Below are 14,533 nucleotides of genomic sequence, written 5' to 3' on the forward strand. Positions count from 1 at the left end.
CGAATACCGGGCGAGCGAAAGCCCGGCTAGCGTGCGGGTAGTCCGATCCAAGGGGCCGCCATTGATCTCCCTGACCGCTTCCGATTCGGGGCTGCGCCGCGTGTCGGTCCACGCCGGCGCCACCGTCACCGACTTGGCCCTGCCCGCCGGCGTTCCCGTCGCCGTCCTGATTCCGTCGATCGTCGACATCCTGGGTGTCCACGGCCCCGACGACTCCGGCGAGGCGAGGCGCTTCCAGCTGACGCGCCCCGGAACCGCCCCGCTGAGCGCCTCGGCGACGTTGGCGCAGAACGGCGTCCGGGACGGAGACGTCCTGATTCTGGCGCGGGGCGTCACCCCGCCGCCCGCGCCCCGCCACGACGACGTGGCGGTGGCCGTGTCGGCGACGCTGGGCGGCGCGCGCCGGCCGGGGGCGCCCGCCCGACGCCGGCGGGCGGCCAGGCTGACCGGCGCGATCGCCGCCGCCTGCCTGACCGGGATCGGCGCGGTGGCACTCGTCCGGGATGCGTTCAGCGCCGGGGTCACCGATGTCGCCGTCGGCGTGGTGGCGTCGGCGGGCCTGCTGGCCCTGCTCGGTGCGGCGGTTGCGCACCGAACCTACGGGGATGCGACCGCCGGACTCGCACTGGGCGTGATCGCGGCGGCGTTCGCGGCGCTCGCCGGATTCCTGGCCGTGCCCGGTCCTCCCGGCCCGCCCAACGTGGCGCTCGCCGCGGCCGCGGCGGCCGTCATCTCGGTGCTGGGGATGCGCGTATCCGGCTGCGGCGCCGTGACATTGACCGCGCTCGCGTGCGTGGCCGGGGTCACCGCGGGCACCGCCGCGGTGGGTGTGATCACCGCGGCCCCGTCGCGCGCCCTCGGCGCGGTGTCGGCGCTGATCTCCGTGGGTCTGCTCGGGCTGGCGGCACGGCTGTCGCTCGCGCTGGCGAGACTGTCGCCCCAGCTGCCGCCCCCGGCGGACCTGGACCACAGGGCGATCCGCGCCCACCACTGGTTCAGAAGCCTGCGCGCGGCGTTCGCGTCGACGGCCGCCGTGGGTGCCGTCGTCGCCGTCCTCGCCGGCGCGGGACGGCCGTCCTGCATCGCATTCGGCGCCGCCACCGGGACGTGGCTGCTGCTGCGCGCCCGTTCGCAGGGGGATCCGACGCCGGTGCTGGCTGCCTGCGGAATGGTCCCCGTGACAATGGCTTTCGGCGTCGCCGCCCTGAGCATGCCCGGGCATGGCGCGTGGGTTGCCGCGACGACGACGACGCTGGTGGCCACGGCGGTCGGCCTGGGTTTCGTCGCCGCGGGGACATCGCTCTCGCCGGCACTGGCTCGCGGCGTCGAGGCACTGGAGTCCGGTTTGCTGATCGCCATGGTGCCGGCGGCATGCTGGGTGTGCGGCCTCTACGGCGCCGTCCGCGGGTTGACGCTGCCATGAGCCCGTCGAGAGTGCCGCGACTGCTGGCGGTGTCGGCGCTTGCGTGGATGATCCAACTGGGAACACCGGGGGCACAAGCGGTTTCGCCGCCGAAGGTGGACGACAAGTGGCTGCCCACGCCGGCATTGTCGACACCGACGCGGCCCACCCTGCAACGCGAGGTGTGCGCGGCGATGACGGCGGGCCCGGCACCGAGCCGGCCGCAGCTGCCAGACCTGCCCCGGGTCTGGCAGCTGACCCGCGGTGCCGGACAACGGGTCGCGGTCATCGACACCGGCGTCTCCCGGCATTCCCGGCTGCGCGATGTGGTGCCGGGAGGCGACTATGTGTCCAGCGGCGACGGCACCCAGGATTGCGATGCGCACGGCACCCTGGTGGCCGGAATCATCGCCGCCGCACCCGATTCCAACGCCGACAGCTTCACCGGCGTGGCTCCCGATGCCACGCTGATCGCCATCCGCCAGTCCAGCGCCAAATTCTCCCCCGCCGGCGGCGGTGAGGGCTCCGGCGTCGGTGACCTCGACACCATGGCGAAGGCCATTCGGACCGCCGCCGACCTCGGCGCGTCGGTGATCAACGTTTCGTCGGTCGCCTGCGTTGCGGTCGCGTCGGCGCCCGACGACCGCGCCCTGGGCGCCGCGCTGGCGTACGCCGTCGACGTCAAGAATGCGGTCGTCGTGGCCGCCGCGGGCAACACCGGCCCCGCCGGGCAGTGTCCGCCACAGCGGCCCGGCGCGACCTGGCAGACCGTCACGGTCGTCGCCAGTCCGGCCTGGTATGACGACTACGTGCTGACCGTCGGTTCGGTCAACGCCGACGAGGCAGCGTCGGCGTTCACGCTCGCCGGCCCGTGGGTGGACGTCGCGGCCGTCGGCGAGGGTGTCAGTGTGCTGGGCTCGGAACCCGTGTCGGGCACCAGCTACGCCGCGCCCGTGGTCAGTGGGCTGGCCGCACTCGTCCGGGCCCGATTCCCGGCGCTCACCGCGCGGCAGGTGATGCAGCGCATCGAGTCGACCGCGCATCACCCGCCCGCCGGATGGGATCCGCTGGTGGGCAACGGCACCGTCGACGCGTTGGCCGCGGTCAGCACCGACCCCGGCAAGCCCACCACCTCCCCGCCGGCACCCCTGCCGATCGGCGCGCCGCCGCCGCCCGCCCGCCCGGATTCGCATGCCAGCGACATCGCCTTGCGCGGCGCGGGCCTCTGTCTTCTGGTGCTGGTCGTCGTCCTGGCGGCGGGGCGGCTACGGGGCTCCCGCCACCGTGTCCCGGGCGGCTGACGCGTTCTGCCGGCTCAGCTCCGGTCCCGGCGGGAGGGTCGCCAGCACCGGCCACGGCCCCGGAATCGGCGGGGTAAGACCCAGATCGCGCGCCGCGTCGTCGTCGCGCACGCCGAACCGCACCCCGGTGTCGGTGACGAGGTATCGGGTGCCGACCCGACCGTTGCCGCGCACGTAGGCGCTGCGGCCGGGCGGCAGGTAGACCCCGTCCAGCGCGGGGCCGCGACCGTCGGCTTGCGACAAGGTCACCGGCGCGCGACCGGGCGGCACCGGCAACGCGCCGCCGGTGCGGAGCGCGATGCCGAAATTGCCGGATGGCGCCGGTTTCGACGTCACGCACACGATGTCGCCGACGTCCAACGCCGGCACCCGGTCGGGGAAGCTCGCCACCGGCAACGTGTCGACCACTTTCGCGGTGCGGATCGCGTCGGCGGCCACCGTGACCGGCTGGGCGGTGCCCCGCGAATCGCTGGACCGCAGGAGATCGGCGGCCACCTGCCCGATCCGCTGGACGCCCGCGGCCAGGACGACGTAGTAGTCGTCGGCGTCGCCGCGCGCGACGCGCAGCACGCTGCCGACCGGAAACCCGGGCAGCCCGGCGGCCGCGTCGCCGGCCCCGCGAATCCGCGGAACGCTGATCGGCGCGGCCTCGGGCACCGCGTTCAGCAACGACGGCGCCACCGGCCGGGGCGCGCGGCCCTCCAGCCGCAGCGCGCGCACGACCGCGGTATCGGCGAGATCCACCACCGCCCGCTGGCCGTCGTAGAGCAAATAGGCGGGCCGGCCCGGGGGCGGTGCCACCAACAGGGCGTGGCCGGGAGCCAGGTGCTGCGCCGTCGATCCGTCGGTGGGCCCGACGATCACCGTCGTCGCGCCGGTCTCGTGGGTATCGCAGATCGTCCAGGCCGATTCGTCGGTCGACAGCGGCTGACCGAGCAGTTGCGGCGCCCCCGGGATGCCAAGCAGCGGACCGCGTTTGGTGCGGCCCAGGTCGGCGTCACGGACGGGCTGCGGGTTGGCGGGCGCGGCCGCGATCAATCGCGCCGAGGCCAGGTTCAGCACCGGATGCCACGTGTCGCCCACCCGCACGAACAGCGCCCCGGAGGGTTGGGCGATCACGATCCGCGCCTGACCCAGATCCGCGTGCGGGCGCAGGACGCCCAGCAACGCGCATCCCGCCAGGGTGGCGGCCGCGAGCGCGCACCCGAGCGCCAGCGGCGCCGCACGTGCTCGCCGCAATGCGTTCGCTTCACCAAGGTCCAGGCCCAGCAATGCGCACTCGAGGCGGCGCAGCAGAAATCGGTAACCGCCGACGTCCAAAGTCACCCCGAAAAGATTGTGGAATCTATCTCTCAGGTTCACGTTAAACCGCACGTCAGCGGCGGTGCGGTGGTCCATCCACAGCGCAGCGAATTTTCGGTGTTCGCGGGTTGCGGGTAAAATTCCGGCGTGTCTTCCCACCGGATAGTTCGCTGGGTGGGCCCGGGGGTTTCCGCAGTGCTCACCGCCGCCGGCCTGCTCCTGTCCCCGACCGCGACGCCGGTCGCCTCCGCCGACGACTGCCCGGACGTCGAGGTCATCTTCGCGCGCGGCACCAACGAGCCACCGGGCCTGGGCCGGGTGGGCGACGCGTTCGTCGACGCGCTGCGCCAGCAGACCGGCCTGAACATCCTGCCCTACGGGGTGAACTACGCGGCCAGCAAGCTGCAGCTGCACGGCGGCGACGGCGCCAACGACACCATCGACCGCGTCAAGAAGAGCGTGGAGAAGTGCCCGAACACCCAGATCGTGCTGGGCGGCTACTCGCAGGGCGCCTCGGTGATGGACATCGTGGCGGGCGTCCCCATCGGCGGCATCAACTGGGGCAGCTCGCTGCCGGCGCAGTACGCCAGCAACATCGCCGCCGTCGCCACCTTCGGTGACATCGCCGACCGGGCCGGCGGCACGCTGCCGTCCAAGAGCGCGCTGCTGGGGTCCAAGGCGATCGACCTGTGCAACCCCAGCGACCCGATCTGCCATGCGGGTCCGGGCAACGAGTGGAGCGGCCACACCGAGGGCTACGTGCCCGCCTACACCAACCAGGCGGCGGCGTTCGTGGCGTCCCGGCTGCGTGCGACGACCCCGCAAGCGCCCGGCTATGGGCCCCAGTACACGCCGCAGGCGCCCGGCTACGCCCCGCAGGCGCCCGGCTACGCGCCGCAGGCGCCGGGCTACGCCCCGCAGGTCCCCGGGTCCGGCCCCTCGGTCCCCGGCCCGGGCCCGTCGGTCCCCGCGCCGAGCGCGCCCGCGCCGAACCTGCAAGCGCCCCTGGTCTAAATCGTTACCGGCGCTTGACCATAGGTCCGCAGATCGGTCCGTAGCCTCGTCGTGTGAGGCTGATCCGCCTGGCGCTGGCCGTCGCATTCCTCGCGGTGGCAGCGTATTTCGTCGTGCCGAGGCTGATGCCGCTGGCCTCGGCCTCCTGCCCGGACGTCGAGGTGGTGTTCGCGCGGGGCACCGACGAGCCGCCGGGCGTCGGGCGGGTCGGTCAGGCCTTCGTCAACTCGCTGCGCCAGCACACCCGCAAAAGCGTTGGCGCGTACGGGGTTAACTACCCGGCCAGCAAGGACTTCCTGGCCGCCGCCGACGGCGCGAACGACGCCAGCAACCACGTCCAGCGGATGGCCAACAACTGCCCGAACTCCAAGGTGGTGCTCGGCGGGTATTCGCAGGGCGCCGCCGTCATCGACATCGTCACCGCCGCACCGCTGCCGGGCTTCGGCTTTCATCAGCCGCTGCCCGCCAAGGCCGCCGACCACGTCGCCGCCGTCGCGCTGTTCGGCAACCCTTCGGCCCGCGCGGGCGGGTTGATGAGCGCGCTCACACCGGATTTCAGTGGCAAGACCATCGACCTGTGCAACACGGGCGACCCGATCTGCTCCAACGGCAACAAGTGGAGCGCGCACCTGGGCTACGTGCCCGGGCTGACCAACCAGGCCGCGGCCTTCGTCTCGGGCCGCGTCTAGTCTCGCGTGCGCAGATCCCGGGTGATCAACGTCCGCGCGGCCAGCTGGTCGTCGGGCGGGTAGTCGACGCCGACCAGCGTCAGCCCGTGCGGGGGCGCGGCGGCGAAGTCGCTCGATCGGTCCGTGGCCGAAAGCAATTGGCGGCACCAGGAGGGCGGGCGCCGGTGCTCGCCGACGGCCAGCAGGGCACCGACCAGCGAGCGCACCATCGACCAGCAGAACGCGTCGGCGGTGACGTGGGCGGTGATCAGGTCGCCCTCGCGCGACCAGTCCAGCCGCTGCAGGTCGCGGATGGTGGTGGCGTTCTCACGGTGCCGGCAGAAGGCCGCGAAGTCGTGCAGCCCCACCAGGTCTCGCGACGCGGCGGCCATCGCGTCGAGGTCCAGCGGCCGCGGCCAGGCGGTGACGTAGCGCGCCCGCTGCGGCTCCACGCCGTAGGGCGCCGTCGACAGCCGGTAGACGTAGTGCCGGCGCAGGGCGGAGAACCGGGCGTCGAAACCCGCTGGGGCGCGGGCGATGTCGAGCACGCGCACGTCGGCGGGCAGGAACCGCCCGAGCCGGCGCAGCAGCGGCAGGAATTCGGGCTCCCCGTCGCGCGGCGCGCGCGGGTACGCGTTGGGCAGTGCGTCGGCGGGCACGTCGACGTGGGCGACCTGACCGGTGGCGTGAACCCCCGTGTCGGTGCGCCCGGCGGCGCGCAACCGCACCGGAACGCGGAAAACCGTCGTCAGCGCCTCGTCGAGGACGCCGGCGACGGTCCGCTGCCCGGCCTGCGCTGCCCAGCCCGCGAAATCGGTTCCGTCGTAGGCGATGTGCAGCCGCAGACGGACCTGAAAACCCGGGTCGTTAACTCTCGTCAGCCTCGTCGTTCACTTCGGCGGCCTCGGCCTCGGCCCTCGCCGCCACGGCCTCGTCATGCTTTTCCTCAGCGGCAGCCTCGGCGTCGGTGGCCTCGGTCTCCGTGGCCTCGGTATCCGCCGGCTCGGTGACTTCCGAGACGTCGTCGGCCGTCGGGCCCTCGGCCGCCTCCGGCTCGACGGCCGCCTGCGGCGCCGCAGCCGCGGCCACCGGCGCATCCACCTTCTTGGAAGCCTTCACCCGGCGCGCCCGATCCGCCTCCGACGTCACCGTCTTCTCCCGCACCAGCTCGATCACGGCCATCGGGGCGTTGTCGCCCTTGCGCGCCTCGACCTTGATGATGCGGGTGTAGCCGCCGTCGCGGTCGGCGAAGAACGGCCCGATCTCCTCGAACAGGGTGTGCACCACGTCCTTGTCGCGGATCTTCTTCAGCACCTCGCGACGGTTGTGCAGCGTGCCCTTCTTGGCGTGGGTGATCAGCTTCTCCGCGTACGGCCGCAACGCCCGAGCCTTGGGCTCGGTCGTCTTGATCCGGCCGTGCTCGAACAGCGAGGTGGCCAGGTTGGCCAGCAGGGCCTTCTGGTGCGAAGACGACCCGCCGAGGCGGGGGCCCTTGGTGGGCTTGGGCATTGCGCTATCTCCTAAGTGGGGCCGACCCCCGTATCAGGTAGGGCCGGGACGGACTTGTGGTGTTGTGTTACAGCTGTTCGGTTTCGGCGTAGTCCTGGTCGTCGTAGGCGGCCTCGGTGGACCAGGTGCCGGTGGCGACGTCGTAACCCGCGACCTCCGACGGGTCGAAGCTCGGGGGGCTGTCCTTGAGCGACAGGCCCAGCTGGTGCAGCTTGACCTTCACCTCGTCAATGGACTTCTGGCCGAAGTTGCGGATGTCGAGCAGGTCGGACTCGGTGCGGCTGACCAGCTCGCCGACGGTGTGCACGCCCTCGCGCTTGAGGCAGTTGTACGAGCGCACCGTCAGGTCCAGGTCGTCGATCGGCAGCGCGAACGACGCGATGTGGTCGGCCTCGGCCGGCGACGGCCCGATCTCGATGCCCTCGGCCTCGACGTTGAGTTCCCGTGCCAGGCCGAACAATTCGACCAGCGTCTTGCCGGCCGACGCCAGCGCGTCGCGCGGGGTGATCGAGCTCTTGGTCTCGACGTCCAGGATCAGCTTGTCGAAGTCGGTGCGCTGCTCGACACGGGTGGCGTCCACCTTGTAGGTCACCTTGAGCACCGGCGAGTAGATGGAATCGACCGGGATGCGGCCGATTTCGGCGCCCGAGGCCCGGTTCTGCACCGCCGGGACGTAGCCGCGGCCGCGCTCGACGACGAGCTCGACCTCGAGCTTGCCCTTGTCGTTCAGCGTCGCGATGTGCATGGCGGGGTTGTGCACGGTCACGCCGGCGGGCGGCACGATGTCACCCGCGGTGACCTCGCCCGGGCCCTGCTTGCGCAGGTACATGGTGACCGGCTCGTCCTCCTCCGAGGACACGACCAGGCCCTTGAGGTTCAGGATGATGTCGGTGACGTCCTCCTTGACGCCGGGCACGGTGGTGAACTCGTGCAGCACGCCGTCGATGCGGATGCTGGTGACGGCCGCGCCGGGAATCGACGACAGCAGCGTGCGCCGCAGCGAATTGCCCAGGGTGTAACCGAATCCGGGCTCCAGCGGCTCGATGACGAACTGGGACCGGGTGTCGGTGACGACTTCCTCGGACAGTGTGGGTCGCTGTGAGATCAGCATGGTGTTTCTCGTTCTCCTTCTCGGCACCCGCTATTTGATGCCGCTTGGTTGTCCCGCTCCGACCCGCTGCGCCCGGCTTCGCCGCGCTTGCGATCGTCGCGAGACCTGCACCGGTTGGTACAGGGGGTCTTACTTCGAGTAGTACTCGACGATCAGCTGCTCGGTGAGCGGGACGTCGATCTGGGCGCGCTCCGGCAGCTGATGGATCAGGATGCGCTGGCGTTCCCCGACCACCTGCAGCCAGCTCGGGATCGGACGGTCACCCGCGGTCTCCCGCGCGATCTGGAACGGCACGGAGTTCAGCGAGTTGTCCCGCACGTCGATGATGTCGTACTGCGACACCCGGTAGCTGGGGACGTCGACGCGCACGCCGTTGACCGTGAAGTGGCCGTGGGTGACCAGCTGGCGGGCCATCCGCCGGGTGCGGGCCAGCCCGGCGCGGTAGACGACGTTGTCCAGCCGGCTTTCGAGGATGCGCAGCAGTTCCTCACCGGTCTTGCCGGGCTGACGCACGGCCTCTTCGTAGTAGCGGCGGAACTGCTTTTCCATCACGCCGTAGGTGAAGCGGGCCTTCTGCTTCTCCTGTAGCTGCAGCAGGTACTCGCTCTCCTTGATCCGCGCGCGGCCGTGCTGGCCCGGCGGGTAGGGGCGCTTCTCGAACGCCTGGTCCCCACCGACGAGGTCGGTGCGCAGCCGGCGCGATTTGCGGGTGACGGGTCCGGTGTAACGAGCCATGGGGTTCTGGGTCTCCTGACGCTTCTAGACGCGCCGACGCTTGGGCGGGCGGACGCCGTTGTGCGGCTGGGGGGTGACATCGGAGATCGCGCCGACCTCCAGGCCCGCGGCCTGCAGCGACCGGATCGCGGTCTCCCGGCCCGAGCCGGGCCCCTTGACGAACACGTCGACCTTGCGCACCCCGTGCTCCTGGGCCTTGCGCGCCGCGTTCTCGGCGGCCAGCTGGGCGGCGAACGGGGTCGACTTGCGCGAGCCCTTGAAGCCGACGTGGCCCGACGACGCCCAGGCGATGACGTTGCCCTGCGGGTCGGTGATCGTCACGATCGTGTTGTTGAAGGTGCTCTTGATGTGCGCGGCGCCGTGCGGGACGTTCTTCTTTTCCCGACGGCGGGTCTTCTGACCCTTCTTGGCGCTGCCTGCGGCTTTCTTGGCGGGTGGCATCGGTTACCTGGCCTTCTTCTTGCCTGCGATGGTGCGCTTGGGGCCCTTGCGGGTCCGCGCGTTGGTCTTGGTCCGCTGGCCGCGCACCGGCAGGCCGCGGCGGTGCCGCAGGCCCTGGTAGCAACCGATCTCGATCTTGCGGCGGATGTCGGCCTGCACCTCCCGGCGCAGGTCGCCCTCCACCTTCAGGTTGGCCTCGATGTAGTCACGCAGGTGGGTCACCTGGTCGTCGGTGAGGTCGCGGGTGCGCAGATCCTTGTCGATGCCGGTGGCCGCCAGAATCTCGTTCGAGCGGGTGCGGCCGATGCCGAAGATGTACGTCAGCGCGATCTCCATCCGCTTGTCGCGCGGGAGATCGACGCCTACTAGTCGAGCCATAGGTGGCGTGTCCTCTTTCTAGGCGGAGGTCTGTTCCCAGTCCGTTCCCGACCCCCGACAAAGATCGAGGGGCGGGGCCCGGCCTCCGTCCGGGCGTGGATGAGCGGCCCATCTCTAACAGATGCCAGCCGCTCACTGGTGCTGGGAGGTCTGCATTCAGTTGTGTAGGCCGAAGCCTGCTAACCCTGCCGCTGCTTGTGGCGCGGGTCGGAGCAGATCACCATGACCCGCCCATGCCGACGGATCACCCTGCACTTGTCGCAGATCGGCTTGACGCTCGGGTTCACCTTCACGGCTGTTCTCGGTCCTGTTCTCGTTCGTGTTCTTACTTGTACCGGTAGACGATGCGGCCCCGGGACAGGTCGTAGGGAGACAACTCCACCACCACCCGGTCCTCGGGCAGGATGCGGATGTAGTGCTGCCGCATCTTGCCGCTGATGTGGGCGAGCACCTTGTGGCCGTTCTCCAGCTCAATGCGGAACATCGCATTGGGCAGGGGCTCGACCACGCGGCCCTCGACCTCGATGGCACCGTCCTTTTTGGCCATACTTCGCAGAAATCCTCGTCATTCGTTGCGTTCGCTCAGCGCCCGTTCGGCACGCCACCATTCACCCCGACTTCAAACGTGAGCCGGTGGCAGAAATTCCCGGAATTTCAGAGGGCTGGGCACGCAAAAAGTCGGCACGGGAAGCCGTACCGTCGTCCCACCTTACCCGCATCGCCGCAGTCGGCGCAAAAACGCCCGGCAGTCCGGGCCTCGGTCAGGGGTTATGCCCGCCCCTATTCTTGCCGCAGTGCCAGGACCTTGTTGTTGTGGCCCGCGACATACACCGTGCCGTTGTTGTCGACCGCCAGGCCCCAGGGGTAGTCGAGGCCGGTGAAGGGCAGTATGACCTGCTGGTTCGAGCCCGCGGGCAGCTTGAGCGCGCGATTGCCCGCGCTGTCGGTGACGTAGACGGCGCCCTCCCGGTCCAGCGTCACACCGCCCGGATCCGACAGGCCGGTGAACGGCACGGTGGACTCGATGTTCGAGCGAGGGTCCAGCACCAGCACCCGATTGTTGCCGCCGTCCGCGACGTAGATGCTGCCGTTGTCGGCCACCACCAATCCGGTCGGGGCGTTCAGGCCGCTGAAGGGCAGGACGCGTTGCCTGTTCGAGCCCTGGTTGAGCGCGACCACCCGGTTCTTGGCGGTGTCGGTGACGTAGACGGTGCGGGCGCTGTCCACCGTCAGGCCCGTCGGCTGGTCGAGGTCGCTGAAGGGCAGCGGGGTCGGCTGCCTCGACCCGGCACGCAGCACCAGCACGCGCTTGTTGCCGGAATCGTTGACGTAGACGTTGCCGGTGTTGTCCGCCGTCACCCCGGTCGGATAGCTCAGGCCCTCGAAGGGCAGCTCCACCGGGGTCGTCGAGCCCGCGGACAACGCCAGTATCCGGTTGTGCAGGGTGTCGGCGACGTACACCGTGCCGCCGTTGCCGACCGAGAGCCCCTGCGGCTCGCGCAGCCCGGTGAACGGCAGAGTCGTCTGCCGCGAATCGTCGCCGTTCGACCCGAAGACGCCGAAGACGCCGAAGGCGGCCAACCCCGCGACGACGGCGGCGACGGTCGCCAGGGCCGCCGCCGAGATGACGGCGGGTTTCCGGCGCCACCACCGCGCGCGCGCCGGTCCGCCGGGCGGCCGGTCGGCGAAGGGCCCGGGCACCGCCTGGGGTTGGGGGCGCGGGTGCGCGCCGGGGGTGGGCACCGAGTACCGGACCGTGGCGCCCCCTTCCTGCGGGGCCGGCGGGTAGCCGCGACCGTAGTACCGCCCGTGGGCCGGCGTCGACGGGATCGACGGGAACGGGTCCGACGGTGGTCCCCAGTCCGGGGGCCGCGGCGGCAGGGGGATGGGCGCGGTGATGGCATTGCGGGCCGCTCGCGCCAACTCCACGGTGGTGTCGTAGCGGTCACCGGGCACCTTGGCCATGCCCTTGGCGATGACGCCGTCGAGGCTTCGCGGCACCTCGGGCCGGACGACCGATGGGCGCGGTGGCGGCTTGACGAGGTGGTTGCTGACCTGCTGCTCCAGGCTTTCGCCGGGGAAGGCGTGCTGGGCGGTCAAGCACTCATACAGCACGCACGTCAACGCGTAGATGTCCGAACGGGAGTCGATCGGCGGCGCACCGGGCTCTTGGGTCTTGAAGCGTTCCGGGGCCATGTAGCGGAACGTGCCGATCACGTCCCCGACCGTGGTCAGATTCCGCTCCCCCGCCGCGATGGCGATGCCGAAGTCGATCAGGTAGGCATAGTCGTCGTCGTCGACCAGGATGTTGGAGGGCTTGACGTCCCGGTGCAGCAGCCCCTCCTTGTGCGCGGAGTGCAGAGCCTTGGCGATCTGATCGATGACGTGCACCGCCCGGGCCGGCGGCAGTGGGCCGTCGCGCAGGATCGACTGGAGGTCTCGGCCCTCGATCAGCGCCATGTCCACGAACAGGCGTCCGTCGATTTCCCCGTGGGTGTGAATCGGCACGACGTGCGGGCTCCTCAACCGCGCGGCCGCATGGGCCTCGCGACGGAACCGCTGCTGAAAGATCTCGTCCTGGGAGATATCGGAGGGCAATATCTTGATCGCGACGATTCTGTCGATGACGGTGTCGTGGGCCCGCCATACCTCGCCCATGCCGCCGCGACCCAGCAAGTCGATCAGCTCGTAGTTTCCGAAGGTCGTTCCCTGCAACAAGCGCTCCCACAACAACTGGTCAAACTCATCGAGTCCCAGGCTAGTGGCGCGGGAATGCGAAAATTCGCGAATTCACCGGGTAATTTTTCCAAGCCCATTGTTTTTTTCCGCAAAAACTGCGTCGCGAGCGGGGCAATCGGCGGGCCTGGGCAGGAATAGCGCGGGCCCGGCGGCGGGTTGGAGCAACCATGACCGATGCTCAAGCCACTGGCTCCCCGTCAAGCCCGTCCCTCGGCCGGTTCGGATCCTTCGGACGCGGCGTGACCCCCCAGCAGGCCAGGGAGATCGAAGCCCTGGGCTACGGCGCCGTCTGGGTGGGCGGTTCGCCGCCCGCCGAGCTCGCGTGGGTCGAGCCCATCCTCGAGGCGACGACGACCCTGCAGGTGGCCACCGGCATCGTCAACATCTGGACGGCGGCGGCCAAGCCGGTGGCCGACTCGTTTCACCGCATCGACAAGGCCTACCCGGGCCGCTTCCTGCTGGGCATCGGCGTCGGCCATCCCGAGGCGCACAGCGAGTACCGCAAGCCCTTCGACGCGCTGACGCAGTATTTGGACCAGCTCGACGAGTACGGCGTGCCGGCCAACCGGCGCGTGGTGGCGGCGCTGGGACCCCGCGTGCTCAAGCTGTCGGCCGAGCGCAGCGCGGGTGCGCACCCCTACCTGACCACCCCCGAGCACACCGCGCGCGCCCGCGAGCTGATCGGCCCGTCGGCGTTCCTGGCGCCCGAACACAAGGTGGTGCTGACCACCGACGCCGACAAGGCCCGCGCGGTCGGCCGGCGGGCGCTGGACATCTATTTCAACCTCGCCAACTACCGCAACAACTGGAAGCGGCTCGGCTACTCCGACGAGGAGGTCACCCGCCCCGGCAGCGACCGCCTGGTCGACGCGCTGGTCGCCTACGGCACGCCCGACGAGATCGCCGCGCGGCTCAAACAGCACCTCGACGCGGGCGCCAACCACGTGCCCGTGCAGGTCCTCACCAAGGATGAAAACCTGGTTTCGGCCCTGGCCGACTTGGCGGGGCCGCTGGGGCTGACCTAGCACGCGGACCTTCGAGGGGGACCAGGATGACCGACGCAGTTGCACTGAAGCCCGACCTGGGCCGGTTCGGCGTATGGCTGCCCACGCGCTCGATCACGCCCGGGCTGGCCGCCGAGATCGAATCGCTCGGCTACGGCGCCGCCTGGGTCGGCGGATCGCCGGACGCGGACCTGGCCTGGGTGGAACCGGCCCTGGCGGCGACGAGCTCGCTGCACCTGGCGACCGGCATCGTCAACATCTGGTCCGCCCCGGCGCCCGCGGTCGCCGGCGCCTTCGCCCGCATCGAGGACGCGCACCCGGGGCGGTTCCTGCTCGGCGTCGGGGTCGGCCACCCCGAGCACACCGAGGAGTACGTCAAGCCCTACGACGCGCTGGTCGCCTACCTCGACGCGCTCGACGCCGCGATGGTGCCGACCAGCCGGCGGGTGCTCGCGGCGCTCGGGCCGCGGGTGTTGGGGCTGGCGGCGGAACGCAGCGCCGGCGCGCATCCGTACCTGACCACCCCGGAACACACGGCCAAGGCGCGCCAGCAGGTGGGGAACTCGGTGTTTTTGGCGCCGGAACACAAGGTGGTATTGACCACCGACCCCGACGAGGCCCGCGCCATCGGCCGCAAGACCGTTGAGTTCTACCTGGGGCTGAGCAACTACGTGAACAACTGGCTGCGGCTCGGGTTCACCCAGCGCGACGTGCATCCGCCCGGCAGCGACAGGCTGATCGACGCGGTGGTCGCCCACGGCACCGCGCAGGCCATCGCGCGGCGCCTCGACGAACACCGCGAAGCGGGCGCCGACCACGTGGCGATCCAGGTGCTGGGGACCCCGAACGACGAGGCGCTGCTGTCGGTGCTGGGCGAGCTGGCCGGCCCATTAGGGCTAACTGCCCCAAACTGACCGCCGCCCTCGGTT

General features: G+C 70.7%; 16 protein-coding genes. 6 read left to right on the forward strand and 10 right to left on the reverse strand.

What is annotated here, in order from left to right; translation table 11 throughout:
* The first annotated feature begins 61 nt into the window (after positions 1–61).
* Together eccD and mycP are read left to right on the forward strand one after the other, a co-directional pair.
* Complete coding sequence (gene eccD / locus BST11_RS07525; RefSeq protein WP_443677626.1) at positions 62–1,423, forward strand: type VII secretion integral membrane protein EccD; 1,362 nt, start codon at positions 62–64, stop codon at positions 1,421–1,423.
* Positions 1,420–2,703, forward strand: a complete 1,284-nt coding sequence (mycP, locus tag BST11_RS07530; protein WP_083137315.1) for a type VII secretion-associated serine protease mycosin — start codon at positions 1,420–1,422, stop codon at positions 2,701–2,703. Before eccD ends, mycP begins: the two co-directional genes overlap by 4 nt.
* Here the strand turns inward: mycP and eccB are convergent.
* On the reverse strand, positions 2,668–4,029 hold the full coding sequence (eccB, locus tag BST11_RS07535; RefSeq protein WP_244897565.1) for a type VII secretion protein EccB: 1,362 nt from the start codon (positions 4,027–4,029) through the stop codon (positions 2,668–2,670). The two genes, mycP and eccB, sit on opposite strands and share 36 nt — an antisense overlap.
* Positions 4,030–4,152: 123 nt before the next feature.
* Between eccB and BST11_RS07540 the strand changes: the two genes are divergently transcribed.
* The gene (locus BST11_RS07540) at positions 4,153–5,019 is read left to right on the forward strand and encodes a cutinase family protein (protein WP_083137317.1); all 867 of its coding nucleotides are present in this window, start codon (positions 4,153–4,155) and stop codon (positions 5,017–5,019) included.
* Between the two features lie 125 nt (positions 5,020–5,144).
* Complete coding sequence (locus BST11_RS07545) at positions 5,145–5,708, forward strand: cutinase family protein (RefSeq protein WP_142276240.1); 564 nt, start codon at positions 5,145–5,147, stop codon at positions 5,706–5,708.
* On the opposite strand, the gene truA is transcribed toward BST11_RS07545, so the two are convergent.
* The 9 genes from truA to BST11_RS07590 form a co-directional block, all read right to left on the reverse strand.
* On the reverse strand, positions 5,705–6,568 hold the full coding sequence (gene truA / locus BST11_RS07550; protein WP_083137318.1) for a tRNA pseudouridine(38-40) synthase TruA: 864 nt from the start codon (positions 6,566–6,568) through the stop codon (positions 5,705–5,707). The genes BST11_RS07545 and truA overlap by 4 nt on opposite strands.
* A complete protein-coding gene (rplQ, locus tag BST11_RS07555; protein ID WP_083137319.1) occupies positions 6,555–7,196 on the reverse strand; it encodes a 50S ribosomal protein L17 in 642 nt (213 codons plus the stop codon). The genes truA and rplQ overlap by 14 nt, the downstream gene beginning before the upstream one ends.
* A 67-nt stretch (positions 7,197–7,263) precedes the next feature.
* On the reverse strand, positions 7,264–8,307 hold the full coding sequence (locus BST11_RS07560; protein WP_083137320.1) for a DNA-directed RNA polymerase subunit alpha: 1,044 nt from the start codon (positions 8,305–8,307) through the stop codon (positions 7,264–7,266).
* A 129-nt stretch (positions 8,308–8,436) separates the two neighbouring features.
* On the reverse strand, positions 8,437–9,042 hold the full coding sequence (gene rpsD / locus BST11_RS07565; RefSeq protein WP_067322038.1) for a 30S ribosomal protein S4: 606 nt from the start codon (positions 9,040–9,042) through the stop codon (positions 8,437–8,439).
* 24 nt (positions 9,043–9,066) lie between these two features.
* On the reverse strand, positions 9,067–9,483 hold the full coding sequence (rpsK, locus tag BST11_RS07570) for a 30S ribosomal protein S11 (protein ID WP_067322041.1): 417 nt from the start codon (positions 9,481–9,483) through the stop codon (positions 9,067–9,069).
* Between the two features lie 3 nt (positions 9,484–9,486).
* On the reverse strand, positions 9,487–9,861 hold the full coding sequence (gene rpsM, locus BST11_RS07575; RefSeq protein ID WP_067322044.1) for a 30S ribosomal protein S13: 375 nt from the start codon (positions 9,859–9,861) through the stop codon (positions 9,487–9,489).
* Positions 9,862–10,040: 179 nt separating this feature from the next.
* Positions 10,041–10,154 carry a 50S ribosomal protein L36 gene (gene rpmJ / locus BST11_RS07580; protein ID WP_003879483.1) on the reverse strand — a complete coding sequence of 38 codons (114 nt, stop codon included), beginning with the start codon at positions 10,152–10,154 and terminating at the stop codon, positions 10,041–10,043.
* A gap of 32 nt (positions 10,155–10,186) precedes the next feature.
* Positions 10,187–10,408: a translation initiation factor IF-1 gene (gene infA / locus BST11_RS07585; protein WP_003418601.1), complete on the reverse strand. Its 222-nt coding sequence runs from the start codon at positions 10,406–10,408 to the stop codon at positions 10,187–10,189.
* A 233-nt stretch (positions 10,409–10,641) separates the two neighbouring features.
* The gene (locus BST11_RS07590) at positions 10,642–12,576 is read right to left on the reverse strand and encodes a serine/threonine-protein kinase PknD (RefSeq protein WP_083137366.1); all 1,935 of its coding nucleotides are present in this window, start codon (positions 12,574–12,576) and stop codon (positions 10,642–10,644) included.
* Positions 12,577–12,767: 191 nt separating this feature from the next.
* Between BST11_RS07590 and BST11_RS07595 the strand changes: the two genes are divergently transcribed.
* Positions 12,768–13,625, forward strand: a complete 858-nt coding sequence (locus tag BST11_RS07595; RefSeq protein ID WP_083137321.1) for an LLM class F420-dependent oxidoreductase — start codon at positions 12,768–12,770, stop codon at positions 13,623–13,625.
* 26 nt (positions 13,626–13,651) lie between these two features.
* Positions 13,652–14,518, forward strand: coding sequence for an LLM class F420-dependent oxidoreductase (locus BST11_RS07600; RefSeq protein WP_083137322.1), 867 nt, complete (start codon positions 13,652–13,654; stop codon positions 14,516–14,518).
* Positions 14,519–14,533 lie beyond the last annotated feature (15 nt).

Origin of the sequence: Mycobacterium alsense (assembly GCF_002086635.1) — a bacterium.
In the GTDB taxonomy this organism is placed as follows: domain Bacteria; phylum Actinomycetota; class Actinomycetes; order Mycobacteriales; family Mycobacteriaceae; genus Mycobacterium; species Mycobacterium alsense.